This window comes from Streptomyces sp. NPDC058307, from assembly GCF_042880295.1.
In the GTDB taxonomy this organism is placed as follows: Bacteria; Actinomycetota; Actinomycetes; order Streptomycetales; family Streptomycetaceae; genus Streptomyces.
The window spans coordinates 22,728-39,625 of sequence record NZ_JBHVYZ010000027.1 but is presented as its reverse complement, the minus strand read 5'-3'; the positions used below and the strand labels follow the sequence as shown (position 1 = coordinate 39,625).

The following is a 16,898-nucleotide window of genomic DNA, read 5'->3' as shown; positions in this document are numbered from 1 at the left end:
TTCCGCCACCGTGTGTTCGGCGCACATCCGGTCGTACTCCCGCCGCATCGGTACGACGGTCTCCGGCGCGGCGCACAGGCGCGCGAAGCTCCCGGCGTAGGCCTCGGTGCGGTCCTTTCACATCTCGCGCTCGGCGGCGTCGAAGGCGTCGGTCACGTTCGCGTGGGTCATGGGCGCCCCGCCTGCCGCACCCATGGCCGGGAGCATCTCGGCGGATGCCCCCGGCCCCTGGACCGCTGTCAGCCGGCAGGCGTCACATCGCCATGCCCGACATCGCGCGACAGGTCTCCATACAGCGACGACACGCCTGCGCGCAGCGCATCATCTGGGGATCGTCCGGCATGGACATACACGCCTCGGCACACATCTCGCACGCCTTGGCGCACAGCGCGCACATCTCCGCCGACATGGGCGAGCGGCGCATCATCATGTCCGCGCACATGCGGGTCATCTCGGCACAGTCGATGAGCGCGCGCATGATCTGCATCTGCGCCTGGCCGCCCATCTGCATGCAGGAGCTCATGGTCTCCTCGCAGACGCTGTGGCACTCCATGCACGCCGCCACGCAGTCCTGCATCTCCTTGCTCATCGCGGACATGCTCTCGGCCTGGGTCATGGCTTCTCCTAGGGGGACGCGGGAGCCCGGGGTGGGCCCCGTGCCCTTCCGTCCTACGCCCGTCGGGCCCCGACCGCCACGGGACTGACGCAATCGGGCACGGGTCCGGGCCCCGGGGTGCGGCTGCCGCATCGACCCCGACCGGGGTCGTGGCTCCTACACGCACCCCACCTCGTCCCCCCGCACCACCCCGAACTCCCCCTGCAGCTCGTCCTCGGCGCGTACCTTCCGTACCCGTTCGAAGTCGGTGCCGGCGAGCACCTTCAGCACCGCCCCCTGGCCCTTCACCGCCCGCAGCTCGCTCCCGGGCAGGGCCGCCGCCAGGGAGCGGGCCGAGCGGTCCCAGCGGGGGTCGTAGGCGATGACCGTGCGCTTCAGGGTGCGGTCGGCCGCGTCGACCGGGCGGCCCGTCGTACGGAAGCCCGTCGACGCCAGTGCCGCGTCCACCCGCTTGCCGAGTCCGGCCGTCGCCGTGCCGTTCTCGACCTGGACGCGGATCTGCTGCGGGGACACCGGGACCAGCAGTGCCTTGTTCTTCGGCTGGTGCGCGGCCAGCGGCTGGTCCTCGCGCAGGGCCTTGAAGAGCCGCTCCGACTTCACGGGGTCCCACTTCAGGGTCGAGCCCACGCCCTTGACGGCGTATCCCATCTGCCCGATCGGCACGGTCGTGAACTCCGAGGAGGAGGGGGAGAAGTTGCGCATCGCCCGGCCCAGGTCGAGCAGTTCGTCCGTGCCGAAGCCCTTGTCGGCCCGTACGGAGCCGAGGACGGCCCGGGCCACGTCGCGGAACCTCATCGGGTTCAGCAGGACCCCTGACGAGGTGGCCCGCTCGATCAGCGCCGCCAGGAAGCGCTGCTGCCGCTTCATCCGGCCGAGGTCGGAGGAGCCGTCGGCGTGCCGGGAGCGGACGTACTGGAGTGCCTGCCCGCCCATCAGCCGGTGCCGGCCCGCCGCGAGGTCGAGGCCGGTGTACGCGTCCTTCAGCGGGTCGGCGTTGCAGATCTCGACGCCGCCGAGCACGTCCACCGTCCTCATGAAGCTGGTGAAGTCGACCTCCAGGTAGTGGTCGATCTTCACATGGGTCATGACCTCCACGGTCCGCACCGTCAGCTGCGGCCCGCCCTCCGCGTACGCCGCGTTGATCTTGAGGGGGTGTCCGTGATGGCGTTCCCCCGTGGTCGCGTCGACGTGCGCGGGTGTCGTCGCGTACGAGTCGCGCGGCAGGCTCACCACGCTCGCCCGCTCGCGGTCCTCCGAGATGTGCACGATCATGATCGTGTCGGTGCAGTGGCAGGGCGCTCCGCCCAGCCGGTACTTCCGCCGCTCCGCCGCGGTGATCCTGTCGCGGCCGTCGGTACCGACCAGCAGCACGTTCATGCCGTGTCCGGCGCGCGGCCGGTTCTTCATGTCCTTGAAGGGGTCCACGCGCGTGATGTCCGCGTCGAGGCTGGTCATCACCGCGTGTCCGATCCCGACGGAGGCGAGCACGACGACGGACAGCGTGGTCGCCGCCCGCATGGCCCAGCGGGGCCGCTTGCGCGGTACGGGGGGCCGGGAAGCCTTGCCCTTCGGGGGCCGAGGACGGGCCGCGGAGGGCCGTGGGGGCGTGGCGGGCATGGGGGGACACCTCCGCGAGGAACAGCCGAACGAGGGATCTTGAGCACCGTAGGCCCATACGATCTGCGACGACCGGCACCGCCCCGGGCGGGGCGCGATGGTGTCCCCCGTTCGCGGTAACGTGATCCCCCTATGAACGCCAAGCCCGACGTGCGGCCCCCCGCTGTGTCTGTGATCATGCCCGTCCTCAACGAGGAGCGGCATCTGCGCGGAGCCGTCGAAGCGATCCTCGCGCAGGAGTACGCCGGCGAGATGGAGGTCGTGATCGCCCTCGGTCCGTCCACGGACCGCACGGACGAGATCGCGGCCCGGCTCGTGGCCGAGACTGCATCTTTTGAAAGCAAGCGCGTCCACACCGTCCCGAACCCCACCGGCCGCACCCCCGCCGCCCTCAACGCCGCGATCAAGGCCTCCCGCCACCCGATCGTCGTCCGCGTCGACGGGCACGGCATGCTCTCGCCGAACTACATCGCCACCGCCGTACGGCTCCTGGAGGAGACCGGCGCGCAGAACGTCGGCGGCATCATGCACGCCGAGGGGGAGAACGACTGGGAGCACGCGGTCGCCGCCGCGATGACCTCGAAGATAGGCGTGGGCAACGCGGCCTTCCACACGGGTGGTGAGGCGCAGGCCGCCGAGACCGTGTACCTCGGGGTGTTCCGCCGCGAGGCCCTGGAGCAACAGGGCGGCTACAACGAGGAGTTCATCCGCGCCCAGGACTGGGAGCTGAACTTCCGGATCCGTGAGGCGGGCGGGCTCATCTGGTTCTCGCCCGAGCTCAGGGTGTCGTACCGCCCGAGGCCGAGCGTGAAGGCCCTCGCCAAGCAGTACAAGGACTACGGCCGCTGGCGGCGCGTCGTCGCCCGCTACCACGAGGGCTCCATCAACCTGCGCTACCTCGCCCCGCCGGCCGCCGTGTGCGCGATCGCGGCCGGGATCGTGGTCGGCGCGGCGCTGACCCCGCTCGGCTTCGTGATCCCCGGCGGCTATCTCGCGGCGATCGTCCTCGGCTCGCTGCCCGCGGGCAAGGGGCTCCCGCTGAAGGCCCGTCTGCAGATCCCGGTGGCGCTCGCCACCATGCACATGTCGTGGGGCTACGGCTTTCTGACCAGCCCGCGCTCCCTGGCCAGGCGGGTCATCGCCTCGCGGCGGCCGGCCGTACTGAACAAGGTGTGACGTCAGGACGGCGCCCATCGGGACCGAGGGGCGCCCCCGTCACCAGGTGAAGCCCGGGTTGACGTGCATGCAGGCCGTGTCGTCCGCGCCGTTGAGGGCCTCCGCGGTCTTCGGGGTCGTGTCGTCCTCCTTGGGCGCCTTGTACGTCGTACCCTCTCGCCAGTCGGCGCCCACGACGAGCGTGACCCCGGAGACATCCGTCGACTTCTTCACCGAACTCATCGGGATACCCAGGGACTTGGCGACCGCCTGGGCGTCGCCCCGCAGTTCCGCGCTCGGGTAGCGCACGAGCGTCGTCGCCTCGCTCAGTGACGCGGAACGGTCGGAGACGGCCTTCTCGAAGCCCTTGTCCACCAGCAGCCCGGCCACCGTGCTCGCGCGTCCGCGGGCCGCGGCCCGGCTGTCGGTGCGGGTGCCGTTCTGGACCAGGACCCCGATCTCGTCCTTCGCGGCGGCCGGGTCGTCGGAGGCCGCCTCGGTCTTGCCGGCGGTCGCCTTCTTCACGTCCTTGCCGTCCAGCGCGATGTCCTCGCGCACCAGCCGGAAGAGCTGCTCGGCGTCCTCGGTGGGCTCCACGCGCGCGCCGACGTAGCGGTTGGGCATGGTCGTCATGGTGATGCGCGCCGGCTCGACCTTGCGCAGCTCGTCGGTGAGGTCGTAGAGCTTCTTCACGGTGCCGAGCCCCGAGTCGACGGTGACGGCCCTCGTGGCCTGCTCGGCGAGCTTGCGCAGCTTGTTCGGGCTGGTCAGCGTGGCGTTGTCGCGCAGCTCGCGCACCATCGAGTTCATGTACATGTGCTGGGCCTTGGCGCGGGCGAGGTCACTGCCGTCCTCGAAGCCGTAGCGGGTGCGCAGCCACTGCAGGGCCTGCTCGCCCTTGACGGAGGTGGTGCCCTTCTTCAGCTTCAGGCCGGAGCCGTGCCCCTGGCTGTCCCGGGAGTGGATGTTGGCGTCCACGCAGACCGGCACCCCGCCGATGGCGTCGGCCATGGACACCACGCCGGAGAAGTCGACCATCATGAAGTGGTCGATGTGGATGCCGGTGAGCTCCTGCCAGGTGGCCACCGTGCAGCCCGGACCGCCGTGGCCGAGGCTCTGGTTGGCCATCACCCGCCCGTCGCTCGCCGCGTACACCTTGCCGTCGTCCGGGTCGGTGCACTTGGGGACCTTGACGAGGGTGTCGCGGGGCATGCTGACGACCGAGAGGTTGCTGCGGTCGGCGGACAGGTGCAGCAGCATCTGCACGTCGGCGAGCGGAGTGGAGCCGAACGTCTCCTTCGCGCCGCCGAGTTCCTGGTTCTCCTTGCTGTCCCGGGCGTCGGAGCCGATCAGCAGGATGTTCAGCGGGGTCTGGCCCGCCGCGTTCGGCGTCGGCCCGGCGACCTTGCTGTCGCCCAGGTTCAGGTCGTCCTGCTTGAGGTTGTGGTTCAGGTGCCGGTAGTAGAGGTAGCCGGTCCCGGCCACCGCGAGTATCAGCACCGCGAGCGTGGCCGCCGACCATCTGAGCATCTGGTGCTTGCGCGGCGCCCTGCGGCTGCCGTGCCCGCTGTCCCCCTCGGTCGCCGGCGCCACTTCCTGCACGCTGTATTGCGTTGTCAACGTTCCCGTCCTCCCACCCACCCCACCGGACCCGCGGTCATGCCACGGGCCCGCCGCACGTCTTAGACATACGACGGGGCCGTGAGGTTGCCCCATGAACCTGTGCGAGACCTGGGACCCGCCTGGGGGAACCTCAGCTCGCGCACTGCGCCTTGTCGGCGGTGGACTTGTCCACGCCCGGCGCGGCGGCCGTGGCGGAGCCGGGCTTCACGCCCGCGCCCTTGAAGTCCTTGCCCAGGGTGAGGGTCATGGCGGGCAGACCCTGGGAGTTGACGACGCTCTTGCCGGGCTTCAGCGCCGACCCGGACAGCCCCATGATGTCCGCGAGGCGGCGGGCCTGGTCGGCCTGGTCGGGGGCGTACTCCAGGGTCGTCCTCGCCAGCGCCGCGTCGGCGTTGCCCGCGTTCTCGGACTTGGTCACGCCCGCCTCGGTCTGGAGATAGGCCAGCTGCTGCTGCGCGCTGCCGCCCGCCGCACCGCCGTTGAGGATGCGCACCCGTACGTCGGACGCGGCGGACTTGGCGCCCTTGAGCCGGGCCGCGACCTCCGCCTTCTCCTTCTTCTGCTGTGCCTTGACCTCGGTGAAGGAGACGTCGTTGTTGATCGCGTCGAAGACCTGGGGAGCCCTCGACTCGTCGATGACCACCGTCACCGGCTTCGGCTCGGCGGGGTTGTCCTTGACCGGGATCGTCATGAAGCTGATGTTCTTCGTCGGCACCTTCTTCAGCTCCAGGGCGATGTCCTTGAGCGTGCCGACCTTGCCGATCGCCTTGTCCACGGTCAGCGCGCTGGTCGCGGCCTCCGCCAGCTTCAGCAGCTTGGCGGGGCTGGTGAGGGTGTCGCCGGAGGTCATCTTGCGCATCAGCGAGCCCAGGAACTGCTGCTGCACCTTGATCCGGTCCAGGTCGCCCTCGTTGCCGAAGGCGTGCCGGGTGCGCACGAAGGCGAGGGCCTGCTCGCCCTCCACCTTCGACGTGCCCGCGGGCAGGACGAGCTTCGACTTCTTGTCGTTGACGGCCTTCTCCACGCAGACCTCGACCCCGTCCACCGCCGTGGTCAGGGTCTTCACCGCGTTGAAGTCGGCCATCACGAAGTGGTCGGGCTTGATGCCGGTGGCCGCCTCGACCGTGCGCATCGTGCAGCCCGGGTCGCGGCCGCTCTCACCGAGGCTCCGGTTGAAGCGGACGTCCTCCTGCCCCGCGACGACCGTCTGAGAGCCGTCCTCCCGCGTGGTCGGGCAGTCGGGTATGTCGATGATCAGGTCGCGCGGGATGCTGAGCGCGGTCGCGTTCGTCCGGTCCTTGGCCACATGCAGCAGGATGTTGGTGTCGGCATGGCCCACGCTGCCCGCGTCGCCGTAGCCCTCGTTGCCCTCACCGGTGCGCTTGTCGGTGCCGATGATGAGGATGTCGAAGGCCTCGTCCTTGCTGAAGTTGCTCGCGGCCGCGTCGCCGACGTCGGTCGTGCCGACGTTGCCCTCCAGGTGCTTGAGGTAGACGTAGCCCGTCGTGGCACCGGCGACCAGGACCAAGGCCATGGTGCCGCCGGTCCACAGCAGCGCCTTCTTCGCCTTCGACTTCTGCTTGACCGGCCGGCGTCCGCGCCGCCCCGGCAGCGGATCCTCGGACGGCGCGCCCCGGCGCCTGCGCGGCGACGGGACGTCCCGGCCGGGGGCCACGGGGGCGGTCGTACGACCACGCGGGGCTCCCGGCCGGCTCGGGCTCGGTGAGGGTGCGGAGCCACGCGGACCGGGGACGGCCGACTGCGGTGCGGAAGGGGCCAGTCGCAGTTCGTATTCGCCGGTGTCCGGATTGAGCACCCACTGGTCGGCGGGGTCGACGTCGTCCGCCCGCCCACGGCCTTGTGCGTCCACGGTTGTCCGAATCCTCCGTCAGGGCCACGCGGCGATCGCTGGATCGCTCACCCTATCCGCCCGGTCGGGCCTTGAGCGACGTGAGTTGTTCCCGTGCCGTTCTGCAAGCAGGTACGTACGCCCGGGCCCCAGCGTTCGACTACCACTGGTACACCCCGTACACGTCCATGCACTGCCCGGTGTCCGAGCCGTTGATGGCGTCCGTGTTGCCCGGGAGATCACCTGCCTTGGCCTCGGACTGCTTCGGATACGCCGTCCCGGTACGCCAGTCGGCGCCCACGACGAGGGTGACCCCGGAGACGTCGGTCGACTTCTTCACCGAACTCAGGGGAATCCCCAGGGACTTGGCGACGCGCTGGGCATCACCCTCCAGGTCGGCGCTCGGGTAGCGCACCACGGTCCGGTCCTCGGAAAGCCCTGTCGTCGCGTCCTTGGACGCCTGCGAGAAACCTTTCCGCACGAGCTCCTCGGCGATCGTGCCGGCCCGTCCGCCCACCGGGCCGAGCGTGGAAGTCGCCGTGGCGTTCCGCACGAGCACGCCGATCTCGCCGTCGGGCGCGGAAGGGGCCTTGGTGGCCTGCGCGGTCTTCTTCCCGGCGGAGCTCTTGCCGTTCTTGCCGTTCTTGTCGAGGGGCACGTCGTCGCGGAGCATCTCCCAGAGCTTGTCGGCGTTCGCGCCGTCGGGTACGACGTGGACCTTGTTCTTCGGGTCCTCGACGTTCGGCATCGTCACCGAGGTGATGCGGTCCGTCGGCACCGACTTGAGCTGCATGCCCAGGTCGTACAGGTCCTTGACCGAGCCGATCTCCTCGGACACCTTCAGGGACTTGGTGGCCGCCTCGGCCAGGCCCATCAGCCGCGGGGTGTCGGTGAAGACGTTCTGCCCCTTGAGGGTGCGCATCATCGAGTTCAGGTACATGTGCTGGGCCCGGGCCCGCATCAGGTCGCTGCCCCAGGCGTGCCGGGTGCGCAGCCACTGCAGGGCCTGCTTGCCCTTGACCTTGTGCGTGCCCGCCTTCATCTTCAGCCCGGAGCCGCCGGGCGCATCGGGCGTCGGGTGGTCCCACACGTTCTGCTTCACACAGACGGAGACGCCGCCGATGGCGTCCGCCATCCGCACCACGCCGGAGAAGTCGATCGTCATCCAGTGGTCGATGTAGACGCCGGTGAGGTTCTGCCAGGTGGCGAGCGTGCAGCCGGCGCCGCCGCGGGCCAGGGAGGTGTTGATGATGTCGTTGACCGCCGGGTACTTCTTGCCGGTGTCCGGGTCCGTGCACTTGGGGATGTCGACGCGGGTGTCGCGCGGGATGCTCACCATCGCCGCGCTCTTGCGGTCCGCGGAGAGGTGGATGAGCATCTGCACGTCGCCCAGCGGCGGGTTGCCGCGGTTGTCCCTGCTGCCGCCGAGCTTCACGTTCTCGTCGGAGTTACGGCTGTCCGAGCCGATCAGCAGGATGTTCAGCGGGGTCTGCCCGGCCGCGTTGGCCCCGGCCTTGCGCGCCTTGGAGTCACCGCTGCTGCGCTCGCCCTTGCGGATGTTGTGGTTGAGATGTTCGTAGTAGAGATATCCGGCGCCGGCCGTGCCGAGTATCAGCACGGCGAGCGTGGTCGCCGACCATCTCAGCACCCGGTGCTTGCGCTGGGCCCTGGCCCGCCGCCGCCCGTGCCGCCCGGGTTTCTCCGGACCGGGCCCCTGGGCGGGCCGTACATCCGCCCGCGCCCCCTCCTCGTGCACACTGCTGTGCCCCATCCCCTGTCTCCCCACCCTCACACACCGAACGAACGAAAAGACCTGCCGTACGACTGGTTAGACGCACGACAGGCCTCTTAGGTCACCGTGGAGCCGGCGAACAACTCCCCGTCTGCGGCGCGAGCGTCCCGCACGCACGCTCGCGGCCTTGCCGAAACGCCCACATGGCTCTTGCGCGAGGACACTCCGGCGCCTTGCGATCCAGCGCACCGGACGCCGCACTGCCCGGCCCTTCGGGCAAACGACGGGAGGTGTTCACCGGCTCCTACTTGGCGCACTCGACCTTGTCGGCCGTGGACTGCTGCACCCCCTCGGGTGCCTTGGTCGCCGTGGTGAAGGAGACTCCGGCGCCCTTGAAGTCCTTGCCGAGGGTGAGGGTCATGGTGGGCAGGCCCTGGGAGTTGGTGACGCTCTTGCCGGGCTTCAGCGCCGAACCGGACAGTCCCATGATGTCCGCGAGGCGGCGGGCCTGGTCGGCCTGGTCGGGGGCGTACTCCAGGGTCGTCTTCGCCAGCGCCGCGTCCGCGTTGCCCGCGTTCTCCGACTTCAGCACGCCCTCCTCGTTCTGGAGGTACTCCAGCTCGGCCTGCGCGCTGCCCGCCTGCGCACCGCCGTTGAGGATGCGCACCCGCACCTCGGACGCGGCGGACTTGGTGCCCTTGAGACGGGCCGCCGCCTCCGCGGCCTCGGCGCTCTTGGAGGCGCTCGCCTTCTTCTTGACCTCGCTGAACGACACGTCGTTCTTGATCATGTCGAAGACCGTGGGAGCCGTCGTCCTGTTGAGGACGACCGTCGCCTTCACCTTCTCCGCCGGGTTGTCGACGACCGGCACGGTGGCGAACGTCAGGTTCTTCACGTTCAGCTTGCCCAGCTCCAGGCCGAGGTCCTTCAGCTTGCCGATGCTGTCGAGCTGCGAGTCGACGGTCAGCGCCTTGGTGCCCGCCTCGGCCAGCTTCAGCATCTTCGCCGGGTTGGTGAGCGTGTCGTTCGACTTCAGCTTGCGCATCAGCGCGCTCAGGAACTGCTGCTGCAGCCCGATCCGGCTCAGGTCACCGCCGAAGCCGACCGAGTGCCGGGTACGCACGAACGCGAGGGCCTGCTCGCCCGAGATGGTGTGCGTGCCCTTGGACAGCTTGAGCTTGGAGTCCTTGTCGTCGATGTCCTTGGCCAGGCAGACCTCGACCCCGCCGACCGCCGTGGTCAGCGTCTTGACCGCGTTGAAGTCGGCCACCATGAAGTTGTCGGCCTGGATGCCGGTGAGCTCGGTCACGGTCCGCACCGTGCAGCTGGGGGTGCGCTCGTCCTGGCCGAGGCTGGTGTTGAAGCGGACGTTGTCCGTGCCCGGGATGACCTTGGTGGTGCCGTCCGCCTGCGTGGTCGGGCAGTCCGGCACGTTCACGATCAGGTCACGCGGGATGCTGAGCGCGGTCGCGTTCGTCCGGTCCTTGGAGACGTGCAGCAGGATCGTGGTGTCCGCGTGTCCGACGCTGTCCTTGTCGCCGTAGCTGTCGTTGCCCTTGCCGGTCCGCTTGTCGGTGCCGATCAGCAGGATGTTGATCGCCTTGTCGGACTGGAAGCCGCCGGTGCTCGCGCCGTCGTCGGAGACGGAGGTGATGTTCCCGTTGAGGTGGCGGATGTAGAGGTACCCGCCGCCCGCGGCCGCGACCAGCACGAAGGCCATGGTGCCGCCGGTCCACAGCAGCGCCTTCTTCGCCGTCGACTTCTTCTTGACGGGCCGGCGTCCGCGCCGCCCCGGCAGCGGCTCCTCGGGCGGCGCGCCCCGGCGCCTGCGCGGCGCCGGTACGTCCCGGCCGGGGACCACCGGAGTGGTGGCCGTACGACCGGCGGGCGCGCCCGTCCCGCTCGGGGAGGGCGCGGATCTACGGGGACCGGGAACACCCGACTGCGGTGCGGAAGGGGTCAGTCGCAGTTCGTATTCACCGGTGTGCGGGTTGAGTACCCACTGGTCGGCGGGGTCGATTTCGCCCGCCCGCCCACGGCCTTGTGCGTCCACGGTTGCTGAATCCTCCGTCGGCCGGATGCACCGGATCGCTCACACTAGCCGTCCGATTCGCCGACAGGTTACGGCGGTGACGCATTCCACGTCCCTACAACCGGGCAATCCGCCCATTTGCCCGGACACCGCTTCCTCGCTTTGGGAAACGCTTTACCCGCAGGTGTCCTGGGCGGCCGTGTGGCCGCGGAAGGCGGAATGCTCTGACACCTTCGGGGCTTTCTCGGTCACCTTCACCGGCGCATCCTTGCGCAACCGTTCGAAAAGCCGCCGGGCCTCGGGTTCTACGAGTTGATCACGATTGGCGTCGTAGACATACGACTCCCGCGGCACGGTAAGGAATTGCACCCGCCCCGTGGGGATGTGCCGGAGCCCGCGCACGAGTTCGTACAGCCCGCGCAGACTCGCCAGCGCGGGATCGGTGGTGAGCGAGGAAGTCGCCGCGTCCAGCACGGGATAGAGCTTCACCGGATTCAGCAGTACGTCATTGCTCTGCACCTTGTTGACGAGTGCCCCGAGAAAGCGCTGCTGACGGTCCATCCGGCCGGTGTCGCTGCCATTGCCGAGGGACTTGCGGGCCCGCACATAGCCGAGCGCCTCCTCACCGTTCAGCGTCACCCGCCCCGCCGGAAGCCGCAGCTGGGCCGCCTTGTCGTCGATCGGCTGGTCGAGACAGACATCGACCCCGTCGACGGCGTCCACCATGTCCTTGAACCCATGGAAGTCGACGACCATGTGATGGTCCACGCGGATGTTGGTGAGTTTCTCGACGGTCCGGATCGTGCAGGCCGAACCGCCCAGCTGGAAGGCGTGGTTGAACATCGCGAACATGGGCTCGCTGCGGGTCCCGTCCCGCCCCAGACAGGCCGGCACGTCCACCATCAGGTCCCGCGGCAGCGACACGGCGGTCGCGGAGCGCCGCCCGGCGGCCAGATGCAGCAGGATCGTGGTGTCCGACCGCGCGGTCCCGGAGTCCCGCCCGTACCGCGCGTTCCCGTCGCCGGAGCGCGAGTCGGACCCGATCAGCAGGATGTTCTGCGCGCCCTTGACGAGCGACGTCGGCCGGTCCTTCTCGTACCGGGCGAGCTCCGCAGCGGCGGCGTCGTCCGGGGTGATGTTCCCGTCGAGCTTGGCGTAGACGGCCCATCCGGTAGCGCCGGCCGCCGTGGCGACCACGGCGCCGGCGAACCCGGCACCGCGCAGCCACCGCCGCCGGCGCCGGCGTATGAGCCCTTCACCTTCGGCCGACGCCCCGAGGCCGGGCCCGAGTCCGCGAGCAGTGTCGGTCACGAGTCGGCCCACCCCTCATGGCGTACGGGTCTGTCCGTACGACCATGACGCGAACCGCTTCCCGGAGGCGGCCGGTACTGCTCCACTCGGGTGACGGCACCCGGCGTCCGGCAAGACGCGGCCGAAGCCGAGCGTGGTCAGCTCCGCGGCCTCGACCTGCGCCCGCTCGGCCGGCGTGTGCCGTGCGGGGTCGTACTGCGGCCGGGCACCGCCCCTTCGCTGCCGGGCCCGCCGACGCGGCCGCAATCCGGTCAGCGGCGAACGGCCGTGACCCGCTCGCTCTCGATCCGCTGGGCGAGCCCTTCCTCGCCCAACTGCTCCAGATGACGGCACAGCACCACGGACCCGCTGTTGGCGAGCGCCCCGTACAACCCGGCGTTCAGCCCGTCCCAGGTGTCGTACGGCAACCCCGACAGCACGCGATCGCCCGTCCCCTCGGCCCGGGCCCGCTCGACGACCTCCGCCGCGCTGAACTCCCGCCCAGCCACGACCAGCGCGGGCTCGTCCGGATCCACCGGCGCGAACGGAACGAACCGGTCACCCTGGCCCGGTACCTCCACGGCATAGTCCACGAACCCGTCCGGTGGCTGCGGGAACCGCCCGCCCAGCGGCCGCAGGGCCAGGGCGACCCGCTCCCCGGAGCACGCCCGTGCCGCCTCCAGTGCGTCCGGCCCGCTCACCACGACGTCCGCCGCCGAGGGCTCGCCGCCCACGTCCGCGACCACTCCCACCGACGCGCACGCCAGCAGCCACACCGCCGTCTGCCAGTGCGCGGGCAGCAGCAGTGCCACCCGGTCACCGGGTGCCGCGGCGAGGTCGCCCTGGAGGAGGTTCGAGGTCTTGGCCACCCAATTGGCGAAGGTGGCCACGGACAATTCGACACGTTCGCCCGTGGCGTCGTCGTAGAAGGTCACCAGGGGGCGTCCGGGGTCCGCGGCGAGCGCGGAACGCAGCAGGTCGGCAGGGGTGCGATCGGTGGCGTTCACCCGCAGAAGCGTACGCGGGCCCGCGGCCGGACACCTGCGCGCGGGGCCACCGGTTCGGCGCAACGGCACCCGACGGCCCGTCAGTTCCCCGATGGACAGTTTTATATGACTATGTCCAGGATCGGGAGCATGCGTGGACTTCTTGCTTCCTCGGTCGGCGTCACCTGCGCGGCCGCCCTCGCCCTCCCCCTCACCTCGCCCGCGGTCGCGGCGAGACCGGTGTCCCCGGCTGCCGTGAGACCGGCGCCGGGCGCGGAAGCCCTCGGGAGTACCCAGTCGCTGCCCCTCGCGCCCCTCGCCTCCCGGGACCGCACCCTCGCCCCGGTCGCCGAACAGGGCCTGCCGCGCCGGGACGTACGGCACTTCTCCCTCGTGGGCGTGATCTGGGACGACCCGGACGCCGTCCTGAACGGCCGCGTCCAGGTCCGCACCCGAGCGGTCGGCGCCGACATCTGGTCGGGCTGGCAGGACCTGGAGACCCACAACGACGACGCCGCCGACCCCGGCACGGCCGAGCGCACTTCCGGCCGCGTCCACGGCGCCACGGCCCCGCTGTGGGTGGGCGACTCCGACGGCGTGGAGGTACGGGTCCGCGCCGAGGCCGACCGCAGGACCGAGGACACGGCCCGCGGCTCCCGTACGGCGACGACGACCGCCCCGCTTCCCGCCGGTCTGCGTCTGGAACTCGTGGACCCGGGGGAGAGCGCACCGGTGCCCGCCCGCGAGGAAAGCGCGGCCGGCGCATCCCAACGCGCCGTCGCACCCCGTCCCGCCCCCGCACCCGCCCCCACCGCCGACGACGCCGATGCCGATGCCGATGCCGCCATGGACGCTTCCGCCGCCAACGCCGATCTCGCCGGCCTGGGCGCCACCGAGATCCCGGCGCTGGACCGGCAGCAGACCGAAGAGGAAATGTTCGCCCTGCGCGCGGCGGAGTTGACGGGGCAGCAGCGGGTGAAGCCGTACATCGGGCCGCGCCCGCGCATCGTCACCCGGTACGGCTGGGGAGCCGACGAGGGGCTGCGCGAGCGGTCGTTCGTCTACACGAAGAAGGTCAAGGCGGCCTTCGTGCACCACACGGCGTCCGGCAACGGCTACCGCTGCACCCAGGCGGCCTCGCTCATCCGCGGTATCTACCGCTACCACGTCAAGAGCATGGGCTGGCGGGACATCGGCTACAACTTCCTCGTCGACAAGTGCGGAAACATCTACGAGGGCCGCGCGGGCGGCGTGGCGAAGCCGGTCCTCGGCGCCCACACCCTGGGGTTCAACTCCAACAGCATGGGGATCGCCGTGCTCGGCAGCTACGGCTCCAAGAAGCCGTCCGCCGCCGCGACGCTGGCCATCGCACAACTCACCGCGTGGAAGCTCGGTCTGCACGGCGCCAATCCCAAGGGCAAGACGTATCTGAAGTCGGGCGGTGGCAACCTCTATCCGAAGGGTAAGAAGGTACGACTGAACGTGATCTCCGGCCACCGGGACGGCTTCGCCACGGAGTGCCCCGGACGGCAGCTCTATCGCAAGCTCGGATCCACCCGTACGACAGCCGCCCGTCTCCAGGGCCGCTGACGGTCGGTTCAGACACCGTTTCACCGCCGTCGGGGGGCAGGCGCGAATGCCGCACGGTCGCCGAAGGTGCCGCACAACGGTCTGCATACACTGGCCGGTCGAAAGGCAGTTCGGGCCGGTCCCGGCAGGAAGCGGAGACGACAGGTGACAGAAGCGATCCTCCTGGTCGGCGGCAAGGGCACGAGGCTGCGACCCCTCACGGTGCACACCCCCAAGCCCATGGTCCGCGCGGCCGGCGTCCCCTTCCTCACCCATCAGCTGGCCCGGGCCAGAGCGGCGGGCGTCGACCACATCGTCCTCGCGACGAGCTACCTCGCGGAGGTCTTCGAGCCGTACTTCGGTGACGGTTCGTCCCTGGGGCTCCACCTCGAGTACGTCACCGAGGAGGAGCCCCTCGGCACGGGCGGCGCGATCCGCAACGTGGCCGCCCGTCTGCACTCCGCCCCCGACGACCCGGTACTGGTCTTCAACGGCGACATCCTGACGGGCCTGGACATCAGGGCGCTGGTGCGCACGCACGAGACCACGGGCGCCGACGTCTCCCTCCACCTCACGAAGGTGACGGACCCCCGGGCCTACGGCCTGGTCCCCACCGACGACACCGGCAGGGTCCTCGCCTTCCTGGAGAAACCCCAGAGCCCCGAGGAGATCGTCACCGACCAGATCAACGCGGGCGCCTACGTCTTCCGCCGCTCGGTCATCGACACGATCCCGCAGGGCCGCCCGGTCTCGGTCGAACGCGAGACGTTCCCCGAACTCCTGTCGGCCGGAGCCCACCTCCAGGGCATGGTGGACTCCACGTACTGGCTGGACCTCGGCACCCCCGCCGCCTTCGTCCGCGGCTCGGCGGACCTGGTCCTCGGCCGGGCCCCCTCCCCGGCGATACCCGGCCGCTGCGGCGACCGCCTGATCCTGCCCACGGCGAGGGTCGCCGCCGACGCGAAACTGACGGGCGGCACGGTGGTCGGCGAGGGCGCGTACATCGCGCGGGGCGCGAGAGTCTCCGGCTCGACGATCCTGCCGGGCGCGGTGATCGAACCGGGCGTCGTCATCACCGACTCCCTGATCGGCACCAGGGCCCGGGTGGGCGAACGCTCGGTCCTCACCGGCACGGTCATCGGGGACGGCGCGGTCATCGGCGCCGACAACGAGCTGAGGGACGGCGCGCGGATCTGGTGCGACGCGAGGATCCCGGCAGGAGCGGTCCGCTTCTCGTCGGACCAGTGACGGGGGGTTCCCCAGACGCCGGGGCACCCCCGTCCGCCGCCCTCCGCTCCGGCGTACCGTCTCTTCACAACCGCCCGATGTCCCCCCGGGTCATCTTCGGCGCCCGCCTGGGAGGCGTACGCCCACTCAGCAAGATCAACCGAGCCGCCCGATGCCGCTGCCCCGCATACGGCTCCAGCAACGACAACATCGCCGCGTCATCCGCGTCCCGGTCCCCGGCGAGCGCGAACCCCACGATCCCCGGCAGATGCAGATCCCCCACGGTCACCGCGTCCGCCGCCCCATGACTGCGCTGCACGACCTCCGCGGAGGTCCACGGCCCCACCCCCGGCACCACCTCCAACCGGGCCTGCGCGGCGGCCGGAGACATCCCCACCGCCTCCTCCAGCCGCGCGGCCACCCGCACGGCCCGCAGGATCGTCGAGGCCCGCTTGTTGTCCACCCCGGCCCGATGCCACTCCCACGACGGAATCAACGCCCACGTCCGCGGCGACGGCATCACCCACAACCGCCCGCCCGCCGCGGGACCGGGCGCCGGCTCCCCGAACTTCCGCACCAGCGACCGCCACGCCCGATACGCCTCGTCGGTGGTGACCTTCTGCTCCAGCACGGAGGGGATCAACGACTCCAGCACCAGCCCGGTCCGAGTCAGCCGCAACCCCGGCCGCCGATGCCAGGAATGCGCCACGATCCGATGCCGGGGCACGAAGGCGGAAGGATCGTCCGCGGCCCCGAGCATCTCCGGCAACTGAGAGAGCAGCCACTCACCCCCCGGCCCCCACGCCTCACCGCGCACCTCACCGCCGTACACGCACACCCGCAGGGTCCCGGGCCCGGCGGGCGTACGGCTGGCCCGCCACACGGACCCGTCCGGAAGGGCCCGGAAGGTGGGATCCGCCGGCCCCCGCCGCAGCGCCCCGAGCACCAGCCCGAGATCAACGGGCCACCCCGGAGTCCACCTCCGCACCAGCGGGTTCTCCACCCGCGCCGCTGCCCGCCGCGCGGCGGGCACGACGACCTCCCCGCCGCGCACGGGCATGGGGGCCCCTCCCACGCCCTTAAGGCTGTGGGGGAGCGTGGGCCGCGGAGTGAAGCGTCCTGCCACGAATGGAGTCCTGAGCTAGGAGAGGAACCGGGGGAAGCAGTCCTAAGAGACTAGGCGCAAGCCGAGGAGGACCACC

12 protein-coding genes are annotated in these 16,898 nt (G+C 70.6%); 3 read left to right on the top strand and 9 right to left on the bottom strand.

Annotation, left to right across the window (positions count from 1 at the left end):
* Positions 1-253: 253 nt before the first annotated feature.
* Positions 254-616: a four-helix bundle copper-binding protein gene (locus tag ACFVYN_RS20495; RefSeq protein ID WP_390000462.1), complete on the bottom strand. Its 363-nt coding sequence runs from the start codon at positions 614-616 to the stop codon at positions 254-256.
* 156 nt (positions 617-772) lie between these two features.
* Positions 773-2,233 (bottom strand): LCP family protein, encoded by a 1,461-nt coding sequence (locus ACFVYN_RS20490; protein ID WP_390000459.1) that lies wholly within the window; start codon positions 2,231-2,233, stop codon positions 773-775.
* Between the two features lie 132 nt (positions 2,234-2,365).
* On the opposite strand from ACFVYN_RS20490, the gene ACFVYN_RS20485 reads away from it, so the two are divergent.
* On the top strand, positions 2,366-3,409 hold the full coding sequence (locus ACFVYN_RS20485) for a glycosyltransferase family 2 protein (protein ID WP_390000457.1): 1,044 nt from the start codon (positions 2,366-2,368) through the stop codon (positions 3,407-3,409).
* Positions 3,410-3,448: 39 nt separating this feature from the next.
* On the opposite strand, the gene ACFVYN_RS20480 is transcribed toward ACFVYN_RS20485, so the two are convergent.
* From ACFVYN_RS20480 to ACFVYN_RS20455, 6 genes are all read right to left on the bottom strand, one after another.
* Positions 3,449-4,990, bottom strand: a complete 1,542-nt coding sequence (locus ACFVYN_RS20480; protein ID WP_390000621.1) for an LCP family protein — start codon at positions 4,988-4,990, stop codon at positions 3,449-3,451.
* Between the two features lie 151 nt (positions 4,991-5,141).
* Positions 5,142-6,881 carry an LCP family protein gene (locus ACFVYN_RS20475; RefSeq protein ID WP_390000454.1) on the bottom strand — a complete coding sequence of 580 codons (1,740 nt, stop codon included), beginning with the start codon at positions 6,879-6,881 and terminating at the stop codon, positions 5,142-5,144.
* 139 nt (positions 6,882-7,020) lie between these two features.
* On the bottom strand, positions 7,021-8,631 hold the full coding sequence (locus ACFVYN_RS20470; protein ID WP_390000451.1) for an LCP family protein: 1,611 nt from the start codon (positions 8,629-8,631) through the stop codon (positions 7,021-7,023).
* A gap of 265 nt (positions 8,632-8,896) precedes the next feature.
* A complete protein-coding gene (locus tag ACFVYN_RS20465; RefSeq protein ID WP_390000449.1) occupies positions 8,897-10,645 on the bottom strand; it encodes an LCP family protein in 1,749 nt (582 codons plus the stop codon).
* 153 nt (positions 10,646-10,798) lie between these two features.
* Positions 10,799-11,935 carry an LCP family protein gene (locus ACFVYN_RS20460; protein ID WP_390000446.1) on the bottom strand — a complete coding sequence of 379 codons (1,137 nt, stop codon included), beginning with the start codon at positions 11,933-11,935 and terminating at the stop codon, positions 10,799-10,801.
* A 251-nt stretch (positions 11,936-12,186) separates the two neighbouring features.
* On the bottom strand, positions 12,187-12,921 hold the full coding sequence (locus ACFVYN_RS20455; RefSeq protein ID WP_390000443.1) for a TIGR03089 family protein: 735 nt from the start codon (positions 12,919-12,921) through the stop codon (positions 12,187-12,189).
* Between the two features lie 129 nt (positions 12,922-13,050).
* On the opposite strand from ACFVYN_RS20455, the gene ACFVYN_RS20450 reads away from it, so the two are divergent.
* Together ACFVYN_RS20450 and ACFVYN_RS20445 are read left to right on the top strand one after the other, a co-directional pair.
* Positions 13,051-14,490 carry a peptidoglycan recognition protein gene (locus ACFVYN_RS20450; protein WP_390000441.1) on the top strand — a complete coding sequence of 480 codons (1,440 nt, stop codon included), beginning with the start codon at positions 13,051-13,053 and terminating at the stop codon, positions 14,488-14,490.
* A 144-nt stretch (positions 14,491-14,634) separates the two neighbouring features.
* Positions 14,635-15,717 (top strand): sugar phosphate nucleotidyltransferase, encoded by a 1,083-nt coding sequence (locus tag ACFVYN_RS20445; protein WP_390000439.1) that lies wholly within the window; start codon positions 14,635-14,637, stop codon positions 15,715-15,717.
* Between the two features lie 64 nt (positions 15,718-15,781).
* Here the strand turns inward: ACFVYN_RS20445 and ACFVYN_RS20440 are convergent, their stop codons facing one another.
* The gene (locus tag ACFVYN_RS20440) at positions 15,782-16,822 is read right to left on the bottom strand and encodes a DNA-3-methyladenine glycosylase family protein (RefSeq protein WP_390000436.1); all 1,041 of its coding nucleotides are present in this window, start codon (positions 16,820-16,822) and stop codon (positions 15,782-15,784) included.
* Positions 16,823-16,898 lie beyond the last annotated feature (76 nt).